Raw genomic sequence first — 23,274 nt, forward strand, 5'->3', positions numbered from 1 at the left:
TTTTTTGCAGAAATAGATAAGTTCGGACTGACCGGTAACTAGCTGGCATTACCGGTAAATGCGGAGGAGATAATCCATGGTGGCAGACATATTTGTCATCAGCAGATCCAGGATCGTTATGGCGGCCATGGATTCCACAACTACCACGGCACGGGGGACAATGACCGGATCGTGACGGCCGCCGATGGTGATTTCACAGGGCTGATGCTCCCGGTTTACGGTCTGCTGGGGCTGGGCGATGGAGGGCGTGGGCTTGACTGCGGCACGGAAACAGAGTGTATCGCCGTCGCTGATGCCTCCCAGGACACCGCCGGCATGATTGGTCTGCTTGCCCACAGAACCGTCGCTGCGGCGGCAGAAGGGATCATTGTTTTCCGAGCCTCTGTTTCCGGCGGCCTGAAAACCGTCGCCGATTTCGAATCCTTTGACCGCGCCGATGGAAAGGACTGCCTGTGCCAGGCAGGCGTCCAGCTTGCGGAAGACCGGGTCGCCCAGTCCGGCCGGGAGTCCGGTCACCCGGCATTCGATGATTCCCCCGATGGAATCTTTTTCCTTCATGCACTGCCGAATGTATTCCGATGCCCGGGCCGCAGCCTCTGCATCCGGCATATAGAGGGCATTGCGGCGGATCTGATCCGGGTCGAACCCCAGGGGGTCACAGGAAACCGGTCCGATGGAACTGGTGTAGGTACACAGGGAAATCCCCAGTGTATTCAGAATGCGGGAGGCGACCGCGCCGGCCGCCACCCGGCCGATGGTTTCGCGTCCGGAGGAACGGCCGCCGCCGCGGTAATCCCGGAAGCCGTATTTCCGGTCAAAGGTATAGTCTGCGTGGCCGGGACGGTATACATCCGCTAATTTGCTGTAATCGCCGGAGTGCTGGTTCGTATTGGGTACGAAGAGACTGATGGGCGTGCCGGTGGTCTTCCCTTCAAAGACGCCGGACAGGATCTGCACTGCGTCAGCTTCCTTTCGCGGGGTGGAAAATTCGGATTGACCGGGTTTCCTGCGGTCCAGAAAGTCCTGAATGTGGGAAGGGGACAGGGACAGACCGGCCGGACAGCCGTCTATGACGACACCGATGCCGGCGCCGTGGGACTCTCCCCAGGTTGTAATGGAAAATAAAGTTCCGTATGTGGATCCTGCCATATGGATCTCCTCCTGCAGTGATAAAAATTCGGGTGTTAAACTTCTTGACAGATATTCCTGTTCCATGAATAATATCGGATGGACTCAGTATTTATCCATCATAATGGAAATAAAAATAAAAGTAAAGAGAGGCAATCCATGTATCAGGTTTTAAAAACAGACGGCAGGGCAAAACGCGGACGCCTGAAAACCGTTCACGGCGTAATCGAGACACCGGTTTTCATGAACGTGGGAACTGTGGCGGCAATCAAGGGCGCGGTAGACGCTTCCGACCTGGAGAAGATCCATACCCAGGTCTGGCTGGCCAATACCTATCATCTCCATGTGCGGACGGGAGACAAGTTAATCCATGAACTGGGCGGCCTGCACCGTTTTATGGACTGGCACGGCCCGATTCTGACAGATTCCGGCGGATTTCAGGTGTTTTCCCTGGCCGGACTGCGAAAAATCAGGGAAGAGGGCGTCAGCTTCCGCTCCCATATCGACGGACATAAGATCTTTATGGGGCCGGAAGAGAGCATGCAGATCCAGTCAAATCTGGGATCGACGATTGCGATGGCGTTTGATGAGTGTCCGCCGGCGCTGGCGGAACGCAGCTATGTGGAACAGTCGGTCAATCGTACCACCCGCTGGCTGAAACGGTGCCAGGAGGAAATGGGGCGGCTTAATCGAATGGAAACCACCCTCAACCGCAGCCAGCTTCTGTTTGGAATCAATCAGGGAGCGATATATGAAGATATCCGGATCGAACACGCCAAAACCATCGCGGATATGGATCTGGACGGATACGCGGTCGGCGGCCTTGCTGTAGGAGAAACCCATGAAGAGATGTATCACATCCTGGATGTGACGGTGCCGTATCTTCCCCAGGACAAACCCACCTATCTGATGGGAGTCGGCACACCGGAGAATATCCTGGAGGCCGTGGACCGGGGCGTGGATTTCTTCGACTGTGTATACCCGAGCAGAAACGGCCGCCACGGGCATGTGTATACGAATCACGGAAAGATCAATCTGTTTAACCGGAAATATGAGAAGGATATGACCCCCATCGAGGAAGGCTGCGGCTGTCCCACCTGTCAGAGATTCTCCAGGGCATATCTGCGTCACCTGCTGAAAGCGAAGGAAATGCTGGGCATGCGGCTCTGTGTGCTGCACAACCTGTATTTCTACAATACCATGATGCAGGAAATCCGGGATGCGATTGAAGCAGGCAGGTTTCAGGAATACAAAAATGAGAAGATTTCAGGTATGAAATCACTTGAATAATTTTCAGATTTCTTGTAGAATATAGAGCAGTGTTTTTATCAATTTAGGAACACAAAGTATACAGGTTGATGTTAGGAGGATTTAACATGGCAATTTTATCCGGCGGCGGACAGTCAGGAAGTATGCTGATTATCTGGGTGGTTATCCTGGTGGTCTTCATGTTCGTATTTATGATTCGCCCGCAGAGAAAGGAACAGCAGAGAAAGAATGATCTTATGTCCCGGATGGCAGTCGGAGATACCGTACTGACTACCAGCGGTTTCTATGGTACGATTATTGACATTGAGGATGAAACCGTGATCGTTGAGTTCGGCAACAACAAAAACTGCCGGATTCCGATGCAGCGTGCGGCAATTGCTCAGGTGGAAAAGGCAGAAGATGCAATCGCGACAGAAGAAGATACAGCAAAGGAAAATGACGAAGAATTAAACAAGCCAAAAGGACTGTTTGGCCGTAAGAAGAAATAAATCAATTCTGCCCCCGGATTTTTCGGGGGCATTCTTCACATTCCAGTGGGAGGTTACAGACATGGTCTATCATGTTGGTGTGATTTCCGGTGACGGAATCGGACCGGAAGTTGTTAACGAAGCGAAAAAAGTGTTAAATAAAGTCGGAGAAAAGTTCGGCCATACCTTTGAATATGACGAGATTCTGATGGGTGGGGTGTCCATTGACGCCACCGGTGAGCCCCTGACCAATCATGCCATTGCGCAGGCCAAGGCATCGGATGCGGTTCTGATGGGATCCATCGGCGGCAATACCAGCACATCGCCCTGGTATCAGCTTCCGCCGGACAAACGGCCGGAAGCGGGATTATTAAAGCTGAGAAAAGCCCTGAATCTTTTCGCAAATCTCCGCCCGGCGCATCTGTATGAAGAACTGAAGGCGGCATGTCCGCTGCGCCCGGACATCAGCGGGGACGGTTTTGACCTGATGATTATGCGGGAACTGACCGGCGGGCTTTATTTCGGAAAGAGAAGCACGGAGACCGTGGACGGTGTGCTGACAGCGACAGACACCCTGACGTACAATGAAAACGAGATCCGGCGGATTGCCGTCAAGGCCTTTGACATTGCCCGCAAACGCCGCAGAAAAGTAACCAGTGTGGATAAGGCAAATGTGCTGGATTCCTCCAGACTCTGGAGAAAAATCGTGGAAGAGGTGGCTGTGGACTATCCGGACGTATCCTATGAGCATATGCTGGTGGATAACGCGGCCATGCAGCTGGTAAGAGATCCCCGTCAGTTTGATGTGATCCTGACAGAGAACATGTTCGGCGATATCCTTTCGGATGAAGCCAGCATGGTTACCGGTTCCCTGGGAATGCTGGCATCCGCCAGTCTGAACGATACCAAGTTCGGCCTGTATGAGCCCAGCGGCGGATCCGCGCCGGATATCGCCGGCAAAGGCATCGCAAATCCGATTGCGACGATCCTGTCCGCGGCTATGATGCTTCGGTATTCCTTTGATCTGGATCAGGAGGCGGCGGCTGTAGAAAATGCAGTGACACAGCTGCTGAAAGATCAGTACCGTACCATTGATATCATGCCCCATGATGAGGAAGATCGGAAAAAAGTCACACAGATCGGCACAGTCCAGGCCGGTGACCTGATCTGCGAGAGAATCTGAAAGAACAGTCAGAAACCGGGCACCTGTCCCGGACTGGATAAAATGTTTTATATGTTAAAGGAGAAACCAAAATGAGAAGTGATAACGTAAACAAAGGCATGCAGCAGGCACCCCACAGATCACTGTTTAATGCGCTGGGATTTACCGCGGAAGAAATGCAGAAACCGCTGGTAGGCATTGTAAACGGATACAATGAAATCGTTCCCGGTCACATGAACCTGGATAAAATCTGCCAGGCAGTAAAGCTGGGTGTAGCAGAAGCCGGCGGTATGCCGGTGGAATTTCCCGCCATCGCGGTCTGCGACGGAATTGCCATGGGCCATATCGGAATGAAATATTCTCTGGTAACCCGTGACCTGATTGCGGATTCCATCGAGGCCATGGCCATGGCACATCAGTTTGACGCGCTGGTTATGATCCCCAACTGCGATAAAACAGTTCCGGGCATGCTGATGGCTGCAGCCCGTCTGAATATCCCCACGGTATTCGTAAGCGGCGGTCCCATGCTGGCAGGACGTGTCAATAATCATAAGACCTCCCTTTCTTCCATGTTTGAGGCAGTCGGTTCTTATGCGGCTGGAAAGATGGACGCAGACGGCGTACTGGACTTTGAAGAGCATGCATGCCCGACCTGCGGTTCCTGCTCCGGTATGTATACCGCAAACTCCATGAACTGCCTGACCGAATCCCTGGGTATGGGACTTCCCGGAAACGGTACCATCCCGGCAGTTTATTCCGATCGTATCAAACTGGCAAAACATGCCGGCATGGCGGTTATGAATATGCTGGAGAAAGACATAAAACCTCTGGACATCATGACACGGGACGCGTTCATGAATGCGCTGACCATGGATATGGCACTGGGATGCTCCACAAACTCCATGCTGCATCTTCCGGCCATCGCCCATGAAGCAGGAATCGAAATCGATCTGGATGTGGCAAATGCCATGAGCGACAAGACACCGAACCTGTGCCATCTGGCACCGGCAGGCCCTACCTACATGGAAGACCTGAACAATGCCGGCGGTGTCTATGCGGTAATGAATGAATTAAACAAATTAAATCTTCTGCATACAGACTGCATGACGGTTACCGGCAAGACCATCGGTGAGAACATGAAAGGCCGGATTAACCGTGATCCGGAAGTCATCCGTCCGGTAGATCATCCTTACAGCAAAACCGGCGGCATTGCCGTACTGAAAGGAAATATTGCCCCGGATTCCGGCGTGGTAAAACGTTCTGCCGTGGCTCCGGAGATGATGGTGCACGAAGGACCTGCCCGGGTATTTGACTGTGAAGAGGATGCCATCACCGCAATCAAGGGCGGCAAGATCAACCCGGGTGATGTGGTAGTCATCCGCTATGAGGGCCCGAAGGGCGGACCCGGCATGCGTGAGATGCTGAATCCGACTTCCGCGATTATCGGCATGGGTCTCGGATCCACTGTGGCACTGCTGACAGACGGACGTTTCTCCGGCGCTTCCCGCGGCGCGGCTATCGGACATATTTCTCCGGAGGCAGCAGTGGGTGGCCCCATTGCACTGGTCGAAGAGGGCGATATCATCAAAATCAACATCCCGGAGAATACACTGAATGTGGATGTTCCGGATGAAGTACTGGCAGAAAGAAAGAAAAAATGGCAGCCGAGAGAACCGCGTGTAACCACCGGATACCTGGCACGTTACGCTGCAATGGTTACTTCCGGTAATACAGGAGCGGTACTGAAAGTTCCTGGGAAAGAGGATTAAGAACCAATGCTTTTAACTGGAGCAGAAATCGTAATCGAATGTTTGAAAGAACAGGGGGTGGACACCGTCTTCGGTTATCCGGGCGGTGCCATCCTGAATATCTATGATGAGCTGTACAAGCACGCAGACGAAATTCACCATGTGCTGACGTCCCATGAGCAGGGGGCATCCCATGCGGCAGACGGCTATGCCCGCTCTACCGGCAGGGTAGGTGTCTGTTTCGCCACTTCCGGTCCCGGCGCCACAAACCTTGTGACAGGAATCGGAACTGCCTATATGGATTCCGTTCCCGTGGTTGCCATCACCTGCAATGTGGGCGTGCCGCTCCTTGGAAAGGACAGTTTCCAGGAAGTGGATATCGCGGGCATCACCATGCCGATCACCAAGCATAATTTTATCGTAAAAGATGTGAACCGTCTGGCAGATACCATCCGCCGCGCCTTCCGAATTGCCAGAAGCGGCAGACCGGGGCCGGTTCTGGTGGACATCCCGAAGGATGTGACTGGCGCGAAGGCAGAGTTTATCCGCAGACCGGTGGAAATTCCGCCGCGCAGTACCGAACGGATCAGCAATGAAAGTCTTCACCATGCTGTTTCCATGATCCAGTCTTCCCGCAAGCCTTTTATTTTTGTGGGAGGCGGCGCGGTGATTTCCGAAGCCAGCAGCGAACTGAAGGAGTTTGTGGAAAAAGTACAGGCTCCGGTCTGTGATTCGCTCATGGGAAAAGGGGCCTTCAGCGGAACGGATCCGCTGTATGCCGGCATGCTTGGCATGCACGGAACCAAGGCATCCAACCTGGGTGTCAGCCGCTGCGATCTTCTCATCGCCATCGGCACCCGTTTCAGCGACCGTGTGATCGGCAACGCGAAACGGTTTGCCGCGGATGCGCAGATTCTCCATATTGATGTGGATCCGGCAGAAGTCAACAAAAATATCCATACGGATGAATGCATCATCGGTGATGTCCGGGAAGTCCTGGCTCGCCTGAACCAGCTGCTGACCAGACAGAACCATGATCCGTGGATCGCGGAGGTGGAGGAATACAAGCAGAAATATCCCATGCGGTACAGTGAGCAGGGACTCTGCGGCCCGTATATGATGGAAGAAATCTACCGTCAGACCAAAGGAGACGCCATCATTGTGGCGGAAGTGGGACAGCACCAGATGTGGGCAGCCCAATATTACAAATACAGCAGGCCCCGGACCTATCTCACATCCGGCGGACTGGGGACCATGGGATTCGGCCTGGGCGCCGCCATCGGCGCACAGATGGCAAACCCGGACAAACAGGTGGTCAACATCGCCGGTGACGGATGTTTCCGCATGAATTTCAATGAGATTCTGACCGCTGTCCGGGAACAGGTGCCCCTGATTGAAGTCATTGTCAACAATTCCGTTCTGGGAATGGTGCATCAGTGGCAGAAACTTTTTTACGGAAAGCGTTACTCCAATACATCGTTTACCGATGACGTGGATTTTGTCCGGGTGGCGGAAGCCCTGGGAGCCAGGGGATTCCGCGTCAGCACACGGGAAGAGTTCCAGGAGGCATTTGCCGCAGCCCTGAAGGAAAACGGACCGGTTGTCCTGGACTGCAGGATTGGAAGCGATGACAACGTATGGCCCATGGTAGCCCCTGGGGATTCCATCGGAAACGCATTCGATGAAGCTGATTATTCCAAAAAAATTCAGAATAAATAAATTGGTACAGTAGGAGGTACAACAGTAATGAGCAGAGTGTATAATTTTTCTGCAGGTCCGGCTACCCTGCCGGAAGAAGTGCTGAAAGAAGCACAGGAAGAAATGATGGATTACCGCGGATGCGGTATGTCGGTAATGGAGATGAGTCACCGTTCCTCCATGTTCCAGGATATTATCGATGAAGCAGAGAAAGATATCCGTGAACTGGTAGGAATCCCGGATAACTATACCGTATTATTTCTTCAGGGTGGCGGTACCGCTCAGTTCGCGGCTGTTCCGCTGAATCTGATGCGCAACGGCAAAGCAGATTATATTATCACCGGCAACTGGGCAAAGAAAGCTTACGAAGAAGCACAGAAATATCTGGATGCGAAGGCAATCGCTTCTTCCGCTGACAAGACATTTACCTATATCCCGGATTGTTCCGACCTTCCGATTCGTGAGGATGCAGACTATGTATATATCTGCGAGAACAATACCATTTACGGAACCACATACTGGAATCTGCCCAACACCAAAGGCAAAGATCTGGTATCGGATGCCTCCTCCTGCTTCCTGTCCCGCCCGGTTGACATCACAAAGTACGGCGTATACTACGGCGGCGTACAGAAAAATGTAGGCCCGGCCGGCATGGCGATTGTCATCGTGCGCAACGACCTGATCCGTGAAGATGTGCCGAAGTACACACCGACCATCTTAAACTGGAAGACTTTCGCGGATAAACAGTCCCTGTACAACACACCGCCTTGCTGGAATATCTATATGTGCGGCAAAACCTTCAAATGGATCAAGCAGATGGGCGGCCTGGAAGGCATGCACAAGCATAATCAGGAAAAGGCAAAGATCCTTTACGATTATCTGGACAATAATGATATGTTCAAGGGAACCGTACGGAAAGAGGACCGTTCTCTGATGAATGTGCCTTTTGTCATCGGTGACAAAGATCTGGAAGCTAAGTTTGTGGCAGAATCCAAAGCTGCAGGTTTTGAAAACCTGAAGGGTCATCGTACCGTAGGCGGCATGCGCGCATCGATTTACAACGCAATGCCGACCCAGGGTGTCATCGATCTGGTTGCGTTTATGAAGCAGTTTGAGAAAGACAACAAAGATGCCCTTGTGAAATAAAATTTCATACAGGAAGCCTATCAAAGGAACGGAGATTGATCAGAATGATTAAGTATACAACTTTAAATCCCATCGCAGCCTGCGGTCTGGATTTATTTACCGATGAATATGAGAAAACAGAAGAGCTCAAAGACGCTGATATTGCACTGGTCCGCAGTGCCGCAATGCATGACCTTGCGCTTCCCAAACAGCTGATTGCCATTGCCCGGGCCGGCGCAGGTGTGAACAACATCCCGCTGGACAAATGCGCGGAGCAGGGAATTGTCGTATTTAATTCCCCCGGAGCAAATGCCAACGGCGTCAAAGAGCTGGTACTGGCCGGCATGCTTCTGGCAAGCAGGGATATCCTGGGCGGAATTGACTGGGTGAAGGCAAATGCCTCCGATGACGGCATCGCCAAATCTGCGGAAAAAGCGAAAAAACAGTTTGCAGGCTGTGAGATTGCCGGCAAGAAGCTGGGCGTCATCGGTCTGGGTGCCATCGGTGTCCGCGTCGCAAATGCAGCCCTTGCTTTGGGAATGGATGTCGTAGGTTACGACCCCTATCTGTCTGTGAATGCTGCATGGTCGATTTCCAGAGATGTACATCGTGTGAATGATCCGGCAGAAATCTATAAAACCTGTGATTATATCACAATTCATGTGCCGCTGCTTGAGAGCACCAAGGGCATGATCAGCCGGGAGGCAATCGCTTCCATGAAGGAGACTGCCGTTGTCCTGAACTTTGCCAGAGATACACTGGTAGACGAGGAGGCTATGGTAGAAGCCCTGGCAGCCGGCAAAGTTGCGAAATATGTCGTGGATTTCCCTTCCGCCAAAACAGCAGGAAAAGAGGGATGCATTGTCATTCCTCATCTGGGCGCTTCCACTGCCGAGTCCGAGGATAACTGCGCAGTCATGGCTGTGGATGAGATCATGGATTATGTGTCCAATGGAAATATCCGCAATTCTGTCAACTACCCGGCCTGTGAGATGGGCACCTGTGAAGCTGCAAGCCGTATTGCGATTATGCATAAAAACGCGAAATCTTCCATCAGCAAATATACGACGATTCTCGGCGACGCAGACATTAACATCGCAGAAATGAAAAACAGCAGCAGGGGGGATTACGCCTATACCCTGATCGATCTGGACGAACCGGCATCGGACGAGCTGATTCGTACCCTGAGCGAAGTGGACGGTGTGATCCGTGTACGCGTTGTAAAATAGTTTTACCAGATACTGCCGTGTTTTGAGGAATACTGATCCGTGCTTGAACCAATGGAAGGTGCGGATCAGTTTTTTCTATCAGTACCGGATTTCGTCAGCAGAGAAAGGAAACAGATATGGCAACCATAAAACCATTCCGATGCATTCGCCCATGCAGGGAGAAGGCCTCCCGTATCGCGGCGCTGCCCTATGATGTATATAACGAAGCGGAGGCCCGTGAGGAAACCGCAAGAGAACCGGAGTCCTTCCTCCGGATTGACCGGCCGGAAACACAGTTTCCGCCGGGAACAGACATGTACGCTGATGAGGTTTACCGGAAGGCACACGATCTGCTGTGGGAAATGGTAGACTGCGGCGATTTTGTCCGGGAAGAGACGCCCTGCTACTATATTTATGAACTGACCATGAACGGACGCACTCAGACCGGAATTACAGCCTGCGCGTCCATCGATGACTATCAGAACGGTGTTATCCGCAAACACGAAAACACCCGGGAGGAAAAAGAACTGGATCGTATCCGCCATGTGGATGCCTGCAATGCGCAGACCGGTCCGATCTTTCTGGCCTACCGTTCCAGCGAACCGATTAACGCTGTGGTTTCCCGGACAAAAGAAAAGGAGCCGGTGTACGATTTTACTGCTCCGGACGGCGTCCGGCATACCGTATGGATTATTTCTGATCCGGCGGATATCGGTCAGATTCAGCAGGCTTTTGCGGCCATTGACAGCATTTATATAGCGGACGGTCACCATCGGAGCGCTTCCGCCGTGAAAGTCGGTCTGAAGCGACGCAGGGAACATCCGGATTATGACGGCAGTGAACCCTTTAATTACTTTTTGTCCGTGCTGTTTCCGGATGATCAGCTCTACATTATGGATTACAACCGGGTACTGAAAGATCTGAACGGCCTGACACCGGAGGAATTCCTTCAGAAACTCCGGGAAGTATTTGAGGTCTCCCTGCTGACCGGTTCGGAACACCATCCGCAGCAGAAGGGCGAGTTTACTGCATATTTGGATGGAAACTGGTATCTGTGCCGGATCAAACCGGAAAACCGTTCCGAGGATCCGGTCAATGGCCTGGATGTATCCCTGCTTCAGAATCTTTTCCTGGAGCCGGTGCTTGGGATCAAAGATCCGAAGACAGATCCGCGCATTGATTTTGTCGGCGGCATCCGGGGAACGGAAGAGCTGGAACGCCGGTGTGGCACGGACTGCCGGGCAGCCTTTGCCATGTATCCCACATCGATTCACGAGCTTTTTGCAGTGGCTGACGCGGGACGGTTGATGCCGCCGAAATCCACCTGGTTTGAACCGAAGTTACGAAGCGGACTGTTTATTCACGAAATCTGAGGAGAATTATGCTGATATCACTTACATCCGCGGCAGCGTCTTCTTCCGGGGAGGAACTGACCAAACAGCTGAATGAAGTCAGCAAACCGGTGTCCTTTGACTGGTCTTCGCTGGTTCAATGGTTTAACAGCAGCCTGCCGGGACTGGTAAATATCGGGATCAAAGTGGTCCTTGCCCTTGTGGTCTTTTTTGTGGGACGCAGGATCATACGCGCACTGAAAAAGCCAATCCGCAGGATGATTGACCGAACGTCCCTGGATACCGGGGTGAAACAGTTCTTTTCCCAGGTGATCGGACTGGTGCTTTATGTGGTTCTGATTCTTCTGATCCTGGCAGTCTTCGGTATCCCCGCCAGCAACGCGGCGGCGGTCATTGCCTCCCTGGGACTGACCGCAGGGCTGGCGCTGCAGGGGAGCCTGTCGAATTTTGCCGGAGGATTTCTGATCCTGATTCTGCATCCCTTTCGGGTAGGGGACTATATCCGGGAAGATTCCAATGGAAACGAGGGGATCGTGGAGGAAATCCAGCTGTGTTATACCAAACTTCGGACCTCTGACCGGAAAACCCTGGTGCTGCCGAATGGCGCGCTGTCCAACAGCAGTCTGACGAATTTCAGCCGCAACGGGAATATGGCGGTGAATTTCAGTTTAAAAGTTCCGCTGAACGCGGATACGGTTCAGATCCAGGAAGATTTAAAAGAAATCCTGAACCGGTACCCGAATCGCTGCAAGGATGTGCCGGTCAGCGCGTTTATCCGGGGGCTTACCGGGGACGGGGCTGAGATCGGGTACCGTATGTATGTGCCGGTCAGCGATTACTGGAACTGCACCGGAGTGATTTATGAAGAAGTACGGCGCTATTTAATTGAGGCGAAGATTCCGATTCCCGCGCAGCATATGGAGATCCGTCTGGAACAGCAGCTTCCGGTATAAATAAAGCGGAAGCTGTAAAACAATCAGAAATTGTACATATTGCATAATAAACCTGATACAACTATAAATATATTGACAAATAAAAACAAATATGATAGATTAATTTCTATATAAGATGCACAAATGCATCAAAAAGCATTCAGTAGGAGGACTTTAGTTATGCAGCAAGGTACAGTAAAATGGTTTAATGCGAAAAAAGGATACGGATTTATTTCCGATGCCGAGGGAAATGATGTATTCGTTCATTTCTCCGCACTGAACATGGATGGATTCAAAGAACTGAAAGATGGGGAATCTGTTGAGTTCGAAGTTGTCCAGGGCGAGAAGGGGCCTCAGGCAGCAAATGTGAACCGCATCAGCTAAAAAGGGGAATCCACAGAACAATACTGAACCAAGGACTGTCAGACAAATTGCCTGGCAGTCTTTTTTTACGAAGTTCTGAGGGTGGTTTTTTCTGTCAACTGCGGTATAATGTAGAGTACGTCAGATGACGGGAAACAGAAATCAAAGACAGTGTGTGCGTTCTGCACGCAAAGGAGAATATATGGATTACAAAGAGAACAATGCCTATGAACTGATCAAAGAGGAATCCCTGGAATCTGTGCAGTCCAGGGGACTTCTTCTGCGGCACAAAAAAAGCGGCGCCAGAATTGTGATTCTGTCCAACCGGGATGAAAACAAAGTCTTTTCTATCGGGTTCCGCACGCCGCCCTGTGACAATACGGGAACACCGCATATTATTGAGCATACGGTATTATGCGGCAGCCGTAAGTTTCCGCTGAAAGATCCCTTCATCGAACTGGTGAAAGGATCCATGAATACCTTTCTGAATGCCATGACCTATCCGGATAAAACGGTTTATCCTGTGGCCAGCTGCAACGACAAGGATTTTTCCAATCTGATGGATGTCTATCTGGACAGTGTATTTTATCCGAATATCTACAGCAACATCAACATTTTCCGCCAGGAAGGCTGGCACTATGAAGCGGAGCGTCCGGAGGATGACCTTACCATCAACGGAGTCGTGTACAATGAGATGAAAGGCGCGTTTTCCTCCCCGGACAGTGTGCTGGAACGTGAGATTCTGCGCTCCCTGTATCCGGATACTGCCTACCGCTATGAATCCGGCGGAGACCCGGCGGAAATTCCCCAGCTGACCTATGAAAAATATCTGGAGTTCCACAGAACCTATTATCATCCCTCCAACAGCTATATCTATCTGTATGGAGATATGGATATCAATGAGAGACTGGAGTTCCTGGACCGGGAATATCTGTGCCATTTCGATTCTGCCCCGGTGGACTCCGCCCTTACGCTGCAGCCGCCGTTTCAGACACCCCGGGAGCTGCGCAGGGAATATCCCGTCAGCGCCTCCGAATCAGAGGAAAAGAATACCTATCTTTCCGTAAGCTGGTCCATTGGAACCGCCCTGGATCAGTATCACTACATTGCCTTTGAGCTTCTGGATTATGCCCTGTTAAGCAGCCAGGGTTCCCCGATCCGCCAGGCACTGGTGGAAGCGGGAATCGGAGATGACATTTACGGCGGATTTGATTCCGGGATATATCAGCCTTATTTTTCTGTAATCGCCAAACATGCGGAAGAATCCCAGAAAGAGGAGTTCCTTTCTGTGATTGACCGGACGCTGCGGGAGCAGGTGGAAAAAGGAATTAACCGGCGGGATCTGCTGTCTGCTTTAAACAGCGCCGAATTCAAATTCCGGGAAGGGGATTACGGCCGTTTCCCGAAGGGACTGATGATCGGCCTGCAGCTGATGGACAGCTGGCTGTACGATGAAAATCAGCCGTTCCTGCATCTGGATGAACTGCGGGTATTTGACGAACTGCGGAAGAAACTGGATACGGATTATTACGAACGGCTGGTACAGACCTGGATGATTGAGAATCCCCATCGCTCTGCGGTAACGGCTGTACCGAAGCGCGGACTGAACGGCGTGCGGGAAGCAGCGCAGAAAGAAGCGCTGAAACAGTACAAAGACTCGCTGGAGCCGGAAGAAATCCAGAGACTGATCCGGGAGACCGAGGCAGTGCATCAGTTTGGCGCCGAGGAATCTACCCAGGAAGCGCTCCGCACCATTCCGATGCTGAGCAGGGAAGATATGAAAAAAGAAGCGGAACCCTTCTCCAATGTGGCTTCCCGGGTGTCGGACATTCCGGTGCTGTATCATGAGTATGAGACCAACGGGATCATTTACGCGGACCTTCTTTTTGACCTTCATGATCTTCCGGAGGAACTGCTTCCCTATGCGGGAATTTACCGTCATTTACTGGGAAAACTGGACACAGACACTTATACCTACCGGGAACTGACAGCGGAAATCGGCCTGCATACCGGCGGCGTCTGGGAAGAAATCAATGTATACGCCGATCTGAAACAGGCAGGCGGCTATCATCCGGCCTTTGAGGCACGGACGAAAGTGCTGGCCCAGAATTACAGAAAAGCCCAGGAACTGATGGAAAGCATTCTGTTCCATACCCGGTTTACGGACAAGGAGCGGATCAGCAATGTACTGGCGGAAGCAAAATCCCAGCTTCGTACCGAACTCAGCGAAAACGGCCATGCGGCAGGCGTCACCCGTGCCCTGTCCCATACTTCCGGCAGATATCGGTTCCAGGATCTGGTATCCGGCATTGCCTACTATCAGGTGCTGGAAGATATTGTCAATCATTTTGAGGAACGCTGGCCGGAACTGCAGCATACGCTTACCGGGTTGGGGCAGCAGATCTTTACTGCCGACCGGCTGCAGGTCAGTGTGACCTGCCTGCCGGATCTGCGTCCGGAATTTGAACAGAATTTCCCGGATTTCGCAGGCCGCCTGTATGCCTCCGGAAAGCGGATGCCACAGATGCTTCAGCCGCGTCTGCCAAAGGCAGAAGGATTTACCGATGCTTCTATGATCCAGTATGTAACAGAAGCAGGACATTTTGATACCGCCCGTTATCCGTACCATGGCAGCATGCGTATTTTCAAATCCATTATGAGCTTTGACTATCTCTGGAACAGAATTCGTGTCAAGGGAGGCGCTTACGGGTGTTCCGCGGCCATTACGCGAAGCGGTGACGTGTATTTTACTTCTTACCGGGATCCGAAACTGAAGGAATCCCTGGCTGTTTATGAAGCAGTTCCGGAGTATCTGAAAAACTTTACCATCGATTCCCGGGATATGACAAAATTTGTCATCGGTACATTCAGCGAAATGGATGCTCCCCTGTCTCCGGCAGCCAAAGGAAGGCGGTCCCTCCTGGCGGCAGTCAGCGGGCTCACATGGGAGGATGTACAGAAAGAGCGGGAAGAAGTGCTTCGCGCAGACACGGAACAGATACGCGGACTTGCCGACGCGCTGGCTGACGCATGCAGAGACAGGGAAATCTGTGTGATCGGCAATGAAGATACACTGAAAAAGGAAAAGTCTCTGTTTGACGCACTGACTGCGCTGGCACAGAATAAACAGGAGAACGCATGATGAAAGACAAGTTCAAATCAGGATTTGTGACACTGATCGGCCGTCCGAATGTGGGGAAATCCACATTGATGAACCGGATCATCGGGCAGAAGATTGCCATTACGTCCAACAAACCGCAGACCACCCGCAATCGGATCCAGACCATCTATACCGATAAGGAAACCGGACAGATTATTTTTCTGGACACCCCGGGGATTCATAAAGCCAAAAATAAGCTGGGGGAATACATGGTGCATGTGGCAGAGCATACGCTGTCAGAAGTGGATGTGATTCTCTGGCTGGTGGAACCCAGTAATTTTATCGGCGCCGGTGAAAAGCATATCATCGAAGAACTGAAAAAAGTAAAAACACCGGTGATTCTGGTGATCAATAAAATTGACACCGTAAAAAAAGAGGAAATCCTGGAGTACATTGATACCTACCGAAAAGTCTGCGATTTCGCGGAAATCATTCCGCTCTCCGCCCTGAAAGGCGACAATGTGGAGGATCTGGTTCAGACCATTTTCAAATATCTGCCCTATGGTCCCATGTTTTATGACGAAGACACGATTACGGACCAGCCGGAACGTCAGATTGTGGCTGAGCTGATCCGGGAAAAGGCCCTTCGCGCGCTGAAGGAGGAGGTTCCCCATGGCATCGCGGTGGCAGTGGAATCCATGAAAGAGCGTCCCGGCAAAAAGGAAATGGTGGACATTGAAGCAACCATTATCTGCGAGCGGGACTCCCATAAGGGAATTGTCATCGGAAAAAAGGGAGCGATGCTGAAAAAGATCGGCAGTCTGGCCCGGCCGGAGATAGAAACGATGCTGGGGAAAAAAGTCAACCTGCAGCTGTGGGTAAAAGTCAGAAAAGACTGGCGGGACAGTGATATTCAGATGAAAAATTTCGGCTACAACAAAAATGACATTTATTAACAGAGACGGCGGTGAGAAACTGTGTCACAGATGATTACCCTGACCGGAATGGTCCTTGCATCCGCGCCGGCCGGTGAATACGACAAACGAATCGTTCTGCTGACAAAAGAGCACGGGAAAGTGACTGCTTTTGTCCGCGGGGCCCGGCGGCCCAAAAGCTCCCTGCAGGCTGCGACAGGCCTGTTTTGTTTCGGAACCTTTGAAGCGTATGCGGGTCGAACCAGCTATACCATTGTAAAAGCGGAGATTTCCAATTATTTCCGGGAGATCACCGGGGATCTGGATCTGACGTATTACGGCTGTTACTTTCTGGAAATTGCCGATTATTTCTGCGCGGAAGAAGAGGAAAATATCCAGCAGCTGAAGCTTTTGTATCAGGCCCTCCGGGCATTGATTGCCGGACGGGTGCAGCGCCGGCTGATCCGGTGTATTTATGAGTTAAAGACGCTGAGCTTTAACGGCACCTATCCGGATGTGTTCCAGTGCAGGTACTGCGGCAGCAGGGAACATCTGGAATATTTTGATCCCGCCGGTCAGCGGGTGGTCTGCAGCAGCTGCTATGACGGCACCCATGGAACGCCCATTGACGCATCCGCGCTGTACACCCTGCAGTATATTATCGCCTCTCCGGTGGAAAAACTCTTTAATTTTCGCGTGACAGATGAAGTATATGATACGGTTTCCCATATCATTCACCGGTTTTTCCATGTGTACCTGGACCGGCCGCTGAAGAGTGAGCGCTTTCTCCCGGCGGAGTTCTGATTCATGCCATATTCTTTTCTGAAATGAATCCGGCTACTTGCAAAGATGTATGGATAACGATATACTGAAAAGCGAGTGTTTTTAACCCAATAACAAAATAAGAAATGAGGAATTCGAGTTATGGAAAAAACAATGGAAAAAATCATTTCCGTTGCCAAATCAAGAGGATTTGTATATCCGGGATCCGAGATTTACGGCGGACTGGCCAATACCTGGGATTACGGCAACCTGGGTGTGGAATTAAAAAATAATGTGAAAAAGGCCTGGTGGCAGAAGTTCATCCAGGAAAGTCCGTACAATGTCGGGATCGATGCGGCGATTCTGATGAATCCGCAGACCTGGATCGCTTCCGGACATCTGGGAAGCTTTTCCGATCCGCTGATGGACTGCCGGGAGTGCCATGAGCGTTTCCGGGCGGATAAGATCATAGAAGATTATGCCCAGGAGAAGGGAATCTCCCTGACGTCATCGGTTGACGGCTGGACCAAGGAAGAGATGAAATCCTTTATTGATGAGAACCAGATTCCATGCCCTACCTGCGGAAAGCATAACTTTACGGATATCCGTGAATTCAATCTGATGTTCAAGACCTTTCAGGGGGTTACGGAAGACGCGAAAAATACCGTTTATCTTCGTCCGGAGACCGCACAGGGTATTTTTGTCAACTTCAAGAACGTACAGCGTACCTCCCGCAAGAAGATTCCCTTCGGAATCGGACAGATCGGAAAATCCTTCCGGAATGAGATCACACCGGGCAATTTTACCTTCCGTACCCGTGAGTTTGAACAGATGGAACTGGAATTTTTCTGTGAACCGGATACGGACCTGGAGTGGTTTGAATACTGGCGTTCCTTCTGCGTCAACTGGATTACCAGCCTTGGCCTGAAAGAGGATGAAATCCGTCTGCGGGATCATGACAAGGAAGAGCTGTCTTTCTACAGCAAGGCAACCACAGATATCGAATTCCTCTTCCCCTTTGGCTGGGGCGAACTGTGGGGAATCGCGGATCGCACCGATTACGACCTGACACAGCATCAGACCGTATCCGGTCAGGATCTGACCTATTTCGATGACCAGAAAAACAAGAAATACATTCCTTATGTAATTGAACCGTCTCTGGGCGCAGACCGTGTTGTTCTGGCCTTCCTCTGCAGCGCTTATGATGAAGAGGAGCTGGAAGGCGGAGATACCCGTACGGTGATGCATTTCCATCCGGCGCTGGCCCCGGTAAAGATCGGCGTTCTGCCCCTGTCCAAAAAACTGGCGGAACCGGCAGGAAAGATCTATACGCAGCTGAGCAAAAAATTCAACTGTGAATATGATGACCGCGGAAATATCGGCAAGCGCTACAGACGTCAGGATGAAATCGGTACGCCGTTCTGTGTAACCTATGATTTTGATTCCGAGGAAGATCATGCCGTAACCGTGCGGGATCGTGACACCATGGAGCAGGTGCGGATTCCCATTGATGAATTGGATGCGTACTTTGCGGATAAGTTCACCTTCTGATCGGTAAGCAGCAGAATTTAAGACAAAATAAAAACAAAAAGCCGACGTATTCGTCCGCCTGTATGTTGCCTGCGTTGCCGCGGGCAGCAGGGCGGGAATACGCCGGCATTTTTTGTCAGCCGGTATACCGCAGCGCTTCGATGGGATTTTTCTTTGCGGCCCGATTGGCCGGATAGAGGCCGAATAAAATTCCTATGGCAGAGGAAAATAGGATAGAGATCCAGACCACTCCCATGGACATGGTATAGCTGCTGCCGGAAATCACTGAAATTATCCGCAGGACCAGGAAGGATCCGCCGATGCCGATGGCGCATCCCAGCAGCGAGATGCTTACCGCTTCAATCATGAACTGAAGCATGATACTTCCTCTGCCGGCCCCGATGGCTTTGCGGATGCCGATTTCTCTGGTGCGTTCCGTAACCGATACCAGCATGATATTCATAATGCCGATTCCTCCGACCAGAAGGGAGATAGCTGCAATTCCGCTCAGCATGAATGCCATGGTGCTCTGTACATCTTCCATGGCATCGGCTACTTCCGACTGATTCTGAATGGTAAAAGCATCGGAATCATTCTGAAAGCGGCTGAGAAGAATCTGCTCCAGTTCACTTTCTGCCTGATCCATGGCGTCATCACTGACAGCGGATACAACAAAAGAGGTTACTTCCGAGGAAACAGAGTCTGACAGACGGATCAGGGAAGTATAGGGAATGTATGCCTTATAATCCTTGTAGCTGGAAGAACTGCCCCGATGGAAGGAGGCGGAAGGAGAGGAGGAATTCTCTGATTCCAGCACGCCGATAATCTGATAATCCACCCCGTTGAGACGGATGGTTTCACCGACGCATCTGCTGCTGCCCATGATGGTTTCCGCCAGGTCCGCGCTGATTACAGCCACATTGGTATGGTTGGTTACATCGGTGACATTGAAATAGCGTCCGGACGCAATTGTAAGTCCGGAGATATCGGAATAGGAGCTGCCTGTGCCATAAACGGTGGTGTCTGCTGTGGAATCATCGGAAGCGTAGGTTTTGGAAAAAGTGCTGTCTGCTGTGACAGAGGTATTGGATGAGGCAGATATTTCCTTTAAATAACGGGAATTGCTGATGATGTCATCCAGGTCGCCGACGGAGTAGGGCGTTCCCTTGCTGTCAGAAATCCGCACGGTCAGCGTATTGGTTCCCAGGGAATTGATGGAATCGCTGACGGAGGCAGTGGCGCCCTTTGCCATGGATACCAGTACAATCAGGGACATGACACCGATAATAATGCCCAGCATGGTGAGAAACGAGCGCATCTTATTTCCGACGACAGATTTTATGGACATTTTAAAGGCTTCGAAAAACATCAGGCAGTCACCTCCGTTACATGGCCGTCCCGGATACGGATTTGCCGGGCGGTCTGATTGGCGATCGTTTCATCATGGGTGATAATGACAATGGTATTGCCGGCGGCATGCAATTCGTGAAACAGATCCATAATTTCATCCCCTGTTCTGGAATCCAGATTTCCCGTCGGCTCATCAGCCAGAAATAAAGAAGGCTGTGTGGCAATCGCCCGGGCAATGGCTACACGCTGCTGCTGGCCGCCGGACAGTTCGTTCGGTCTGTGGCCGGCTCTGGCAGAAAGGCCGACACGGTCCAGGGCCCGGGCCGTGCGTTCTTTTCGCTCTGCTTTCGGCAGACGCTGATAGATCATGGGAAGCTCCACATTTTCTTCCGCCGTCAGATTGCCGATTAAGTTAAAATTCTGGAAAATAAATCCGATCTGCCGGCTTCGTATGGCGGTCAGTTCGGCTTCGCTGTAGGATTCAATGGGCTGTCCGTTTAAGATATACTGTCCGTCATCCGGAGTGTCCAGACAGCCGATGATATTCATCATCGTAGATTTTCCGCTGCCGGAAGGACCGATGATGCCAACGAATTCTCCTGCCCGGATCGTAAGAGACGCCTCGTCCAAGGCGCGTACCTGTGTTTCTCCGATCTGATAATATTTACAGATATGATTCAGTTCGATCATTGGTGTTCTGGTGTTCATGATTTGCTCCCTCCGTTTCTGCCTGGCCCGCCGGATGGTATAGAGCCGTTTTTCGCGCTGCTGCTGTCGGATTTAGAGGAAGAACTGTCGGTCTCTGTCACGGTGTAGTATACGGTATCGCCTTCTGACAGACCGCTGGTGATCTGCACCTGTGTCCCATTGGACAGTCCGGTGGACACTTTTGTTTTTCCGGCCAGATTGCCTTTGGAATCTTTGGAAGTGTATACATAGGTGGAACCTTTGCTTTCCCGGATTGCGGCAGAAGGAATCAGAATTGCATGATCCGCTTCTTCCACATGAATGACACAGGAAGCGCTCATGCCTTCCAGCATGCCGGATTCCCTGCCCACAGTGATTTCCACTTCATATTTTACTGAACTGCTGTTCGAGGAGCTGGAAGAGGAGCTGGAAGAGGAGCTGACTTCTGTGATTTTTCCCTCGATGCTTTCGTCGGAGACCGCACTGACAGTCACGGAGGCTGTCTGTCCGGTTTTTACAGAATTGATATCCGCTTCGTCTACGGACACAGATACGATCATAGCATCGGAACTGGCGATGGTTACCGCACTGACAGTATCTGTGGAGGTGATGCTTACGGTACTGTCAGAGGTGGAAGCAGCGGATGCTGATGAGGCAGAGGAACTGCTGCCGGAAGAGACAGACCCGGAAGTTCCGGAAGAGGCAGAACCGGACCCGCCGGAAGACGAGCCTGAGACACCGGATACCGAAGATGTTTTTGCCGAATCGGAAGAAACGGTACCGGTTTTGCCGGAAGCTTCTTTTTGGCTGCCGGAAACAGAGGAAGAGGATTTGCTTCCGGAAGAAGAATCGGACTTGCTTCCGGAGGAGGAAGAACCGGATTTACTTCCGGAGGAAGCAGAATTGGAGCTGCCCGCGGAAGCGGAGGATCCGGAACTGTTTCCGGAAGATGCGGAAGAAGCCGGAATCGAATACGCCGCCTGGATGGTCATGGTGGATCCATCGTAGGAAACGCGGATGAGGGTGGCGTCCCCTAATTGTATTTTGTCATAGGCGCTGTCATTGGAAGAAAACCGATACCCGTCCTTTGCTGTAAGTGTTATGGAAGCAGTATATGTTTTTCCGGACTGGAAGGTACCGGACACTTTGGAACCGCTGCAGGTCCAGGATATTTTCCCGGTATACGAATCAGAAGCGGATACAGAGGTCTGCATAGCCGCGCCGGCCTTTGGCGCCGTAATGCGGAAAGAGGAGAGGTCAGATACGGTGATTTCCTTTTTTGCAGCTGTTGTTTTGCCGGATTCGGAAGTTGCGGAAGTATCGGATTCCGAGGAAGAGGCAGATACTTTCCGCAGAGATGCCGTAAGACTGCCGGAAGTCACGGAAGCAGTGCCGGATGCTGCAGCGGTACCGGAGGATGAACCGGAGGCGGAGGAAGACCCGGAGGAGCCAGAGGATCCGGAGGAGGAAGCAGTTCCGGAAGAAGCGGATACTTCCGTATTGCTGCTGATAGTTACGTCACCGATTGTGCCGGATGCGGAAGAACTGATATAACCGGTTTTCAGCATGGATTTTAAAGAAGACCGCAGGGTCTTCTGTTCTTTTAATTCCTCCTGATAAACCAGGGCCTGAAGATAATCATCCGATGAAGTGTCATCTGCATCATCCAGATCATCGATCGCATCATTGAGTGTGGAAATGTTATCATTGACCGTCAGAAGAACGGAAGCCACGGAGGACTGGTAGACAGAAGCCAGTTTCTGTCCCTTTTTTACGGTATCGCCGGAAGAGACAAGTACTTTTTTGATTTTTACACCGGCGGGAACCTCAACGGACACATCATCATCACTTTGCAGGGTACCTGTGGAACTGATGGTTGTGCTGATCTCTCCGGTTTTTGCCGTGGCGCTTTTTACGGTAGCGGCGGAGGCAGTATCTGTATGAAACTTCCCGTTGATGGTGACGGCGGCAATTACTGCTGCAGCTGCGGCTGCCCCAATGGGAATCAGGCGTCTGCGCCCGGTCAGACCGATGGGTGCTGTCTTTGCAGATTTTTTCTTCTGGGCCGGAGATTCCGGCCGGTTGGTTTTCTTTCGGAAATGCATAAGGTACCTCCCGGATTTGTGCGGATTCTGGATACAATAATTCCGTCACGGTGTATTTTCCGCCGTGCGGTATGTTAAACTGTATGTATCATAGGTGCTGTCTGTGAACAAATTGTGTAAGAGATTTGAAAGAATCATGTTTCAAAAAAAATAATTCTGATTTCAAAAAAATCAATTGACATTTTGGGAGAATCACTTTAGACTAGACTGCATCAAGGTAATTGAATAAAGTATAAAATCAATGACCAGAAGAAGTAGCCTGAGCGTACTGTCCTACAGAGAGCCGGCGGCGGTGAGATGCCGGCAGATAAGTGACAGGTGAATGGATCTGTGAGATGCAAAGCGAACACGGAAACGTCAGTAGCGGATGCCGT

18 protein-coding genes and 1 other annotated feature (1 of these 19 only partly in view) are annotated in these 23,274 nt (G+C 51.4%); of the genes, 14 read left to right on the top strand and 4 right to left on the bottom strand.

Features of this window, described 5'->3' with window-relative positions:
• Nucleotides 1–48: 48 nt before the first annotated feature.
• On the bottom strand, nucleotides 49–1,149 hold the full coding sequence (gene aroC, locus CXIVA_RS10985) for a chorismate synthase (protein WP_013978106.1): 1,101 nt from the start codon (nucleotides 1,147–1,149) through the stop codon (nucleotides 49–51).
• Between the two features lie 138 nt (nucleotides 1,150–1,287).
• On the opposite strand from aroC, the gene tgt reads away from it, so the two are divergent.
• From tgt to CXIVA_RS11055, 14 genes are all read left to right on the top strand, one after another.
• The gene (gene tgt / locus CXIVA_RS10990; RefSeq protein WP_013978107.1) at nucleotides 1,288–2,418 is read left to right on the top strand and encodes a tRNA guanosine(34) transglycosylase Tgt; all 1,131 of its coding nucleotides are present in this window, start codon (nucleotides 1,288–1,290) and stop codon (nucleotides 2,416–2,418) included.
• Between the two features lie 86 nt (nucleotides 2,419–2,504).
• Nucleotides 2,505–2,885, top strand: coding sequence for a preprotein translocase subunit YajC (gene yajC, locus CXIVA_RS10995; protein ID WP_013978108.1), 381 nt, complete (start codon nucleotides 2,505–2,507; stop codon nucleotides 2,883–2,885).
• A gap of 61 nt (nucleotides 2,886–2,946) precedes the next feature.
• Entirely contained in the window at nucleotides 2,947–4,047 is a 1,101-nt protein-coding gene (gene leuB, locus CXIVA_RS11000) for a 3-isopropylmalate dehydrogenase (RefSeq protein WP_013978109.1), read from the top strand.
• A 71-nt stretch (nucleotides 4,048–4,118) separates the two neighbouring features.
• Nucleotides 4,119–5,795 carry a dihydroxy-acid dehydratase gene (gene ilvD, locus CXIVA_RS11005; protein ID WP_013978110.1) on the top strand — a complete coding sequence of 559 codons (1,677 nt, stop codon included), beginning with the start codon at nucleotides 4,119–4,121 and terminating at the stop codon, nucleotides 5,793–5,795.
• A gap of 6 nt (nucleotides 5,796–5,801) precedes the next feature.
• A complete protein-coding gene (ilvB, locus tag CXIVA_RS11010; RefSeq protein WP_013978111.1) occupies nucleotides 5,802–7,493 on the top strand; it encodes a biosynthetic-type acetolactate synthase large subunit in 1,692 nt (563 codons plus the stop codon).
• Nucleotides 7,494–7,520: 27 nt separating this feature from the next.
• Nucleotides 7,521–8,618 (top strand): 3-phosphoserine/phosphohydroxythreonine transaminase, encoded by a 1,098-nt coding sequence (gene serC, locus CXIVA_RS11015; RefSeq protein WP_013978112.1) that lies wholly within the window; start codon nucleotides 7,521–7,523, stop codon nucleotides 8,616–8,618.
• A 44-nt stretch (nucleotides 8,619–8,662) separates the two neighbouring features.
• Nucleotides 8,663–9,826, top strand: a complete 1,164-nt coding sequence (locus tag CXIVA_RS11020) for a phosphoglycerate dehydrogenase (RefSeq protein ID WP_013978113.1) — start codon at nucleotides 8,663–8,665, stop codon at nucleotides 9,824–9,826.
• 116 nt (nucleotides 9,827–9,942) lie between these two features.
• On the top strand, nucleotides 9,943–11,178 hold the full coding sequence (locus tag CXIVA_RS11025; RefSeq protein WP_013978114.1) for a DUF1015 domain-containing protein: 1,236 nt from the start codon (nucleotides 9,943–9,945) through the stop codon (nucleotides 11,176–11,178).
• Nucleotides 11,179–11,186: 8 nt separating this feature from the next.
• Nucleotides 11,187–12,110: a mechanosensitive ion channel family protein gene (locus CXIVA_RS11030; protein ID WP_013978115.1), complete on the top strand. Its 924-nt coding sequence runs from the start codon at nucleotides 11,187–11,189 to the stop codon at nucleotides 12,108–12,110.
• Between the two features lie 159 nt (nucleotides 12,111–12,269).
• Entirely contained in the window at nucleotides 12,270–12,473 is a 204-nt protein-coding gene (locus tag CXIVA_RS11035) for a cold shock domain-containing protein (protein ID WP_013978116.1), read from the top strand.
• A 181-nt stretch (nucleotides 12,474–12,654) separates the two neighbouring features.
• A complete protein-coding gene (locus CXIVA_RS11040) occupies nucleotides 12,655–15,594 on the top strand; it encodes an insulinase family protein (RefSeq protein WP_013978117.1) in 2,940 nt (979 codons plus the stop codon).
• The gene (era, locus tag CXIVA_RS11045) at nucleotides 15,594–16,508 is read left to right on the top strand and encodes a GTPase Era (RefSeq protein ID WP_013978118.1); all 915 of its coding nucleotides are present in this window, start codon (nucleotides 15,594–15,596) and stop codon (nucleotides 16,506–16,508) included. The genes CXIVA_RS11040 and era overlap by 1 nt, the downstream gene beginning before the upstream one ends.
• 30 nt (nucleotides 16,509–16,538) lie before the next feature.
• Complete coding sequence (gene recO / locus CXIVA_RS11050) at nucleotides 16,539–17,270, top strand: DNA repair protein RecO (RefSeq protein WP_242822932.1); 732 nt, start codon at nucleotides 16,539–16,541, stop codon at nucleotides 17,268–17,270.
• A 120-nt stretch (nucleotides 17,271–17,390) separates the two neighbouring features.
• The gene (locus tag CXIVA_RS11055) at nucleotides 17,391–18,779 is read left to right on the top strand and encodes a glycine--tRNA ligase (RefSeq protein ID WP_013978120.1); all 1,389 of its coding nucleotides are present in this window, start codon (nucleotides 17,391–17,393) and stop codon (nucleotides 18,777–18,779) included.
• A 115-nt stretch (nucleotides 18,780–18,894) separates the two neighbouring features.
• Here the strand turns inward: CXIVA_RS11055 and CXIVA_RS11060 are convergent, their stop codons facing one another.
• From CXIVA_RS11060 to CXIVA_RS11070, 3 genes are read right to left on the bottom strand one after another with little or no spacing between them, the layout of a single operon-like run.
• Nucleotides 18,895–20,127, bottom strand: coding sequence for an ABC transporter permease (locus CXIVA_RS11060; RefSeq protein WP_013978121.1), 1,233 nt, complete (start codon nucleotides 20,125–20,127; stop codon nucleotides 18,895–18,897).
• Nucleotides 20,127–20,816: an ABC transporter ATP-binding protein gene (locus CXIVA_RS11065; RefSeq protein ID WP_013978122.1), complete on the bottom strand. Its 690-nt coding sequence runs from the start codon at nucleotides 20,814–20,816 to the stop codon at nucleotides 20,127–20,129. Before CXIVA_RS11065 ends, CXIVA_RS11060 begins: the two co-directional genes overlap by 1 nt.
• The gene (locus CXIVA_RS11070; RefSeq protein ID WP_041727897.1) at nucleotides 20,813–22,900 is read right to left on the bottom strand and encodes an HlyD family efflux transporter periplasmic adaptor subunit; all 2,088 of its coding nucleotides are present in this window, start codon (nucleotides 22,898–22,900) and stop codon (nucleotides 20,813–20,815) included. The genes CXIVA_RS11065 and CXIVA_RS11070 overlap by 4 nt, the downstream gene beginning before the upstream one ends.
• A gap of 232 nt (nucleotides 22,901–23,132) precedes the next feature.
• Nucleotides 23,133–23,274, top strand: a binding site (T-box leader); it runs 108 nt beyond the window's last position.

It is taken from the genome of Clostridium sp. SY8519, from assembly GCF_000270305.1.
Lineage (GTDB): Bacteria > Bacillota > Clostridia > Lachnospirales > Lachnospiraceae > SY8519.